The organism is Grimontia sp. AD028 (genome assembly GCF_000973155.1).
GTDB lineage: Bacteria > Pseudomonadota > Gammaproteobacteria > Enterobacterales > Vibrionaceae > Enterovibrio > Enterovibrio indicus.
In genome coordinates this window covers 24,869-31,312 of sequence record NZ_LASY01000053.1, presented here as the reverse complement: position 1 = coordinate 31,312, position 6,444 = coordinate 24,869, and the positions used below count along the sequence as shown (strand labels likewise).

Here is a 6,444-nt window from a genome sequence, read left to right as displayed (position 1 = left end):
ATTTTATTAGGAAAAAGTAGGGTGCTAGCGTTGTATTGTAGATTCCTGCACCGATAAATTTCTCTGTAATTTCGTTATTACTAGCCGCAAAAAATGAAGCAATAACACGAGAAGCGTCGGAGAACGTGGAGGGCTTATCTAATTGGTTTATATCGAGTGCTTGTTCGATACTGTTTTTGCGCTTCATATTCCCAAACAAGATTGTAAGGGTCATGGCAGCACCAATTGCAATCAGAATGATAAAGAGGAGCGTATATAGACTATTCACTACTTTACACTCCTCATTAGCCAGGCAATGATACCAATACCAATCGCCTCGCTTGCCAGAGTATAGTAGAGCAAATACCGACCTTTAGGGTCATACATGACGTAGTCGTAGTTTTCCGGTGCAAGAAAGCGTAAAACAACGAATAAGAAGAAAAATGGGATTGCACAGATAATGTAAGAAGACATCCGAGCTTCTGCTGTTAATGCCTTCTTTTTCATTTCAATGCTCTTGGCGTCAAAAAGTACTCGGTTAAGGTTGTTAATCACCCGACGTAACTGACCACCGCGATTAACGTTTACCCGCATAGCAATCACGAAAAACTGGAACGTTGGAGTAGGAAACCGTTGACAGGCCCTGGCGAAAACAGACTCAGTTGACTCACCTAGGTTTAGACGTTCACCCATGGTTTTAAATTCACGTCCGACAATGTTATCGAGTGACTTTCCTACGTATTGAATCGCGTGAAGCAAACTCTCACCTGCGGATACCGAACTTGCAATCATATTGAGAGCATCGGGAAAGTTATCTTCGAACTCTTTTTGGGTTCGATATTCCAGATAACGAATTCCGATAAATGTCGCTATTGGGTAGGTAATGATAAGGGAGGCTTGTGAACTAAACCCAAAGACGGTGACAAAAACAAACTCTCCAACAAATGTCGCAGCAAAATAGTAAGCCAATACTTTGAGAATCGCATAGTCGCCAATGTCGTAGTAAATGTTTCTTAGAGATCTAGACAGACGCTGCGTAAACGTCGTTTTCGAGAGCGCCTCCATATCAACGGCTCGGTTCTCAATTAACTTGGTTTCAGGCAGAGTATTATTTTCTCGCAACATGCTTTCTCTGCGTTCGCTAAGCAGGGCTTGCCTTCTCATGATATAAAGGCCTACACCTATTAAACCAATGAAAAACAAGTTTTCGATCATGCTTGCATCCCGCTAAATATACTTTTTAGCTCACTGTCCAAGCCGAAATAGCGTGCTTTTTCATAGAGAGCAGAACGTTCCATTAACCCTGATGTGATAAAGCGCCCCAGAATGCGGCCTTGACTTGAAAAACCTTGGTGTTCAAAACGGAAAATTTCTTCCATTACTACTCCGTCACCTTCCATACCTACCACTTCACAGATACTCATGACCTTACGGCTACCGTCATGTAATCGGCTGATTTGAATGATGATATCTATTGCACTGACGACAGTGCGGCGGATGGCTTCAAGTGGCAGTGAAGACGTTGCCATCATGACCATGCTCTCAATACGTGAGATTGCATCGCGCGGGCTGTTGGCGTGAAGCGTTGTCATTGAGCCATCGTGGCCCGTGTTCATTGCTTGAAGCATTTCGAATGTTTCTGCACCCCGGCACTCACCAATGATGATGCGGTCTGGACGCATCCGAAGAGCATTAATCACTAATTGGCGTTGATTTACTTCGCCTGTGCCTTCAATACCTGCGGTACGTGTTTCAAGACGCACAACGTGCGGTTGTTGAAGCCTAAGTTCTGCAGCATCCTCAATAGTGACAATACGTTCGCTCTCAGATACGTACTGAGACAGTGCATTCATCATGGTGGTTTTACCGGATCCCGTACCACCTGATATCACGATATTCAGACGGCATCTAGAAGCGATGATCATCAGTTTGGCGACTTCCGGACTGACGGCCCCAAACTCGATAAGGTCGCCAAAACTGATGCTTTGCTTTTTGAATTTACGGATGGAGATTGATGCACCATCAATGGCGATGGGGGGGAGAACAATGTTGACTCGGCTGCCATCTTCAAGGCGGGCGTCACAAAGAGGAATGGAATCATCAACACGACGGCCAACCCTAGCTGCGATGCGCTTAGCGACATTAACGAGCTGCATATCATCCATAAAGGTGATGCGTGACTTCTCAACCAGGCCCTGACGCTCGATGAAAACATTGTTAGGCCCGTTAACCATAATGTCTGATATTGAGTCATCTTCCATTAAAGCTTGAATTGGCCCTAGACCGCGAAGTTCGTCATAAAGCATGCTAACGAACTCATTGCGTTGTGACGCTGAGACTGCCTCTTTGTCTTGCTCTAGTAACAAAGATATAGCCTGGGATAGCTGATTCTTTAAATCTTCTTTGCTCAATGTGGAAACTGCTTCCGCATCTAAAGCATCAAAAATTCTGGTTCGTAGAGAAACGTATAGCTGGCGGGAAGGATTCATTGATTAGCTATCCTTCTTACGGAAAAAGGGGAAAAGGCTTTTAACACGACTTGGTGAGGCTTCTTCTCCAACAATTAAAGAACACAGGGCGCGTAGTTGACTACCTAGTTTGGTTTTCCCGCTGCTCAACATGTTACCGCTGACCAATGCCTCTTCGGCAGAAATCTCGTATGGAAGTACGATATCAATAGGTACGTTGAGGTATTTGACGATTTCAGCTTCAGTGACGCTATGAAATCTAGAAGCCCGATGCTTGTTCAGCACAAGAATGATTCGTACTGCCTTTCTTAGCTCGTTTTCTTCTATGTGCTTTTTAATGCTATTGAGCAGAGCTGCCGTTTCTCTCAGACAAGAAATGGTGGGATCCATAACGACCACAGCAACATCAAGTTGCTTCATCAAGATAGTTGGCCTTATGTCGAAACCTACAGATGCTGAAAGATCGTCAATGATAAAGTTAGTTTCGCTAGTCAGGTTTCCAATTACTGTGTTGGTTACTTCATGGAAGTCTACTGATGACTCGTTATCCAAGCCCAAAGCAAGATAATCTAAACGGTGATTAACTCTGGTAACGAGGGATTTCGCGATTGCTTCATCGATGTTACCTCCAGATTCAACCGCATTGAGTTTGCGCTTTTCTCGATTCTTCACGCCAAGGAATATATCCAGATTCCCTGAAATGTAGTTGTTGTCGACGACCACACAAGATGCTTGCTTATCATTGGAAAGAAGCCAACCTAGTTCCGCTGTGATGAGAGATGTGCCAATGCCTCCGCGTGTTCCTATTATCCCGATACGCTTTGCGCGTCGGCGGTGCTTGAAGTTAGCGGCTTCATGCTGGGCTAATACACCTTCTATGAACTCGGCGAGCTCAATTTTTGAAACTGGCCACAGCAGATAATAAAAACCAAATGCCTTAAGCTCCCTGACCACAGAAATAGAATCTACGCTACCTATAATCAGAACAGAAAGTGAAGTTGGGAGGCGCTCAGAAAGTTGGCGACATTCTTTTAAAATGTCATCACACTCCACGAGATCAATAATGGCGACTTGTGCGCGTAGTTCTTCAACTTGCCCAGGAACTTCGTCAAATTTGTATGTGTAAGCTGTTGGCTGTGACTCGCCGATAAAACGAAATGTTTCCTCAACCAATGTTTTAGATGCATCTGTTTTATGAAACTGTATAACCTTGATACCAGATTGATTGCCAAGGTTAGAGAGTTCACTCTTCGAATCTTTCTTTAGCAGTTCGTCAAAGATCATTTCGTCTCTCTCACTGGCCGTTTTGCGGTAAAACTGTAATACGGTTTTGGCCTGCCAGTTTTCTGTCTGGATGCAACATAGCTTGCCACCTCAGGTTATCTGAATAGCAGCCATCATCACCTGATTGATACTGACCAATGACGCGCTCATTGCAGGTTCGTGTTTGAACCTGATAAATCGTCGTTGACAGTGAAATCATGCTAAATACCTCTGAGTCACTCGACCTTAGATTGACTAAGTCACTTGGTGTTCCAGATCTAATCAGCCACTTTGATGCATCTTGAGCCAGTTTCCGGGCATCTTTTCCTTTCCAAGAAATTTCAGCACCATAAATCAGTAGCTTTTTTTTGTTCTCCCTCAAGTAGGCGAATAACTCTTCTTTGGCTTGGAGTCGCTTTTTGCTCTTTAAGCTGATGGTATAGGTGTAAGTGACAGGCGTAACTGTTATATCACCGCCCTCTGCTGCTAGGTGTTGGGTCTGTTGGCACCCGATCAGCGTCAATGATCCAATGACTATTGCCGCCACAAAGTGGAATTTGATTGCAATCATTTCTTGAAGCCCCCTGTCGCTAAAATCTCTTCTTGCCATTTGGCGGTGTCAGGTGTGGATTCGAGATCGACTCCAAAGAACCGTGACAATGTACTCGTTGATTTCATTGAAGGCAGCGTGATGTTTGCAGAAGAGATTGGAGCCACCAATGAGACAGTAGCAACAATAACCAGCTCTGTTTTTCGCCGGGTCGTCGTTGAGTGACGGAACATTGCACCCAAGATTGGCACATCGGCGATAAATGGGATTTTCGATAGAGATTCTTGGTCTTCAGTGCTCAGGAGTCCGGCCAATACGAAACTCTCCCCATCTCCAAGCTCAATGGTAGTTTGCGCTCGACGGACACGAAAAGCAGGAATATCCAGAGCTGTTTCACCGAACTGTTCGTCAACTGAACTCACGGATGGTATGAGGGTTAACATGATTTTGTCGTCACGCTGGACCTCAGCAGCGAGCTCTAAACCGATGCCGAAAGATTTGTAGTCGATGACGTATCCTTCTTCTGATAGGTAAGACACTGGAACTTCACCACCTACCAGAAAACTGGCTGTTTCTCCCGATATGACGGAAAGGTTGGGTTCGGATAACACCTGACCAATACGGTCGTCATTGATGGCAGAAATGTACGAAGCAATGTTGCTACCTGCATCACCAAGTCCAGTTATTGCTCGGAAGAATTGCCCGTTGTTGAAAGTGTTTTCAAACAGCGTACCCCATTGAATCCCGAGTTCATTGACAACCGAACTGTTAACTTCAGCGATAGTGAGTTTAACGTTAACCTGTTTGGTTACTGTCACCTCAAGGTTATTTACAACACCGTCATAAATTTTATGCGCCAGGTAATCAATATCTTTATCTGGTGTATTGGTGTTGATCGAGACAAGAGTCTTTGCTTTCTCAGTAGGATCCCTCGTCAGCAGTTCACCCACCATGGCATAGATTTCGTCTTTATCCTTTTGGGTCGTAACCGTTCCCCCTAATACAACCCGATCACCAAGGTTAAGAACTGAAACATGGGCATCAGGATATTGTGAAGCGATCATTTGCTCGATACTAATAAGGCTTTTGTTTACGACGATGCGCTTTTCTACCAATGTCGCGCTATCGTCACTGAAGACAATCAAGGACGTTGTTCCTATGCTCCTTCCAAAAACGACCAAACGGTTGTTATCGATGACTTGATAGTCGGCAATCTCCGGATCGGCGATAAATATGGTGCCAATCGTAGAATCAAAGTGCATAGATCTGGCGTCGCCAGTACCTAAGTTAATAATCCCTGCGGCTTGCACAGTCAGTGATACTGACAGCAAAGTAGCGGCGAAAATAATGTGATGAAAACGGAAAGTCAGCATTCCTTACTCTCTAGTTAAACGCTTTATTTTGGCCACGGATCTCGATAACCGATTTAAAGTTGGGTAACACATCATGTGTGTCTGCATTCATATTGATGGCAGCTGATTGGTTTAATGACTTAATCACTTCAATAATTCCAATTCGCCTCGCTATAACCATTTTTCCTACTTGCTCTCGCGCCAGTTCGATGGTGATTGGCAGATTGTCACCATTAGGTTTGTTGTCCCCTTCAATTGCGAGGATTTTTACATTGTTTAGCAAAGGAGAAACCGAAAGAGTGCGGAAGGAGCTAATTGTCCTATTTCGCCCTGATTCACCAATATTTTGGTCATCAGATGTAAGTACCAACACGTCGATATAATCCCCAACAGCAATCCCCGTTCCTAAAAAGTCGCGATTAGTAAGACTAAACGAATAGGGTGTCATACCTGGCTTTATTGCTGCCTCGATATAGCCAGGATCGCCAGGCGAAATGAAATCATTTTGGGTGATGAAAGATGTGTTTGAAATGTCTTTAGCTGCAATCATGCCCCCGACAATTTCTAATCGAGTATCTTGCGCGATACCACTTTGCATCGCTTCCTGCTCTTTTACGCGAAAATACCTTACGTTTTCCCGAGTTAGAAGGTCTCCTTTTTTCAAGGGAATTTGCAGTTGGGCAACCTGAAAGGTGGGAGTTGAAGTATCTACGGTTGGGGTTTGATTGAACCTGAACATTCCGGTCAAACCCAAGAGACCAATAGTGATTGTCAGTGCGGCGATAACAAAAAAAAGTCTTTGGCTCATTTGTCTACTCGGTATGTCACGTAC

At 44.4% G+C, this 6,444-nt stretch carries 6 protein-coding genes and 1 pseudogene; all 7 read right to left on the bottom strand.

Annotation, left to right across the window (positions count from 1 at the left end; genetic code table 11):
* Positions 1-268: pseudogene (locus RN22_RS25455) on the bottom strand (type II secretion system F family protein); the annotation flags it as partial.
* The gene (locus RN22_RS12135; RefSeq protein WP_046304564.1) at positions 268-1,194 is read right to left on the bottom strand and encodes a type II secretion system F family protein; all 927 of its coding nucleotides are present in this window, start codon (positions 1,192-1,194) and stop codon (positions 268-270) included. The pseudogene RN22_RS25455 and the gene RN22_RS12135, both read right to left, overlap by 1 nt.
* Positions 1,191-2,468 carry a CpaF family protein gene (locus RN22_RS12130; RefSeq protein WP_046304562.1) on the bottom strand — a complete coding sequence of 426 codons (1,278 nt, stop codon included), beginning with the start codon at positions 2,466-2,468 and terminating at the stop codon, positions 1,191-1,193. The genes RN22_RS12135 and RN22_RS12130 overlap by 4 nt, the downstream gene beginning before the upstream one ends.
* A 3-nt stretch (positions 2,469-2,471) precedes the next feature.
* On the bottom strand, positions 2,472-3,731 hold the full coding sequence (locus RN22_RS12125; protein WP_046304560.1) for a type II secretion protein ATPase: 1,260 nt from the start codon (positions 3,729-3,731) through the stop codon (positions 2,472-2,474).
* A gap of 10 nt (positions 3,732-3,741) precedes the next feature.
* Positions 3,742-4,281: a hypothetical protein gene (locus RN22_RS12120; RefSeq protein ID WP_046304558.1), complete on the bottom strand. Its 540-nt coding sequence runs from the start codon at positions 4,279-4,281 to the stop codon at positions 3,742-3,744.
* Entirely contained in the window at positions 4,278-5,633 is a 1,356-nt protein-coding gene (locus RN22_RS12115) for a type II and III secretion system protein family protein (protein ID WP_046304556.1), read from the bottom strand. Before RN22_RS12115 ends, RN22_RS12120 begins: the two co-directional genes overlap by 4 nt.
* Positions 5,634-5,643: 10 nt before the next feature.
* Entirely contained in the window at positions 5,644-6,420 is a 777-nt protein-coding gene (cpaB, locus tag RN22_RS12110; protein WP_046304554.1) for a Flp pilus assembly protein CpaB, read from the bottom strand.
* Positions 6,421-6,444: the final 24 nt, after the last annotated feature.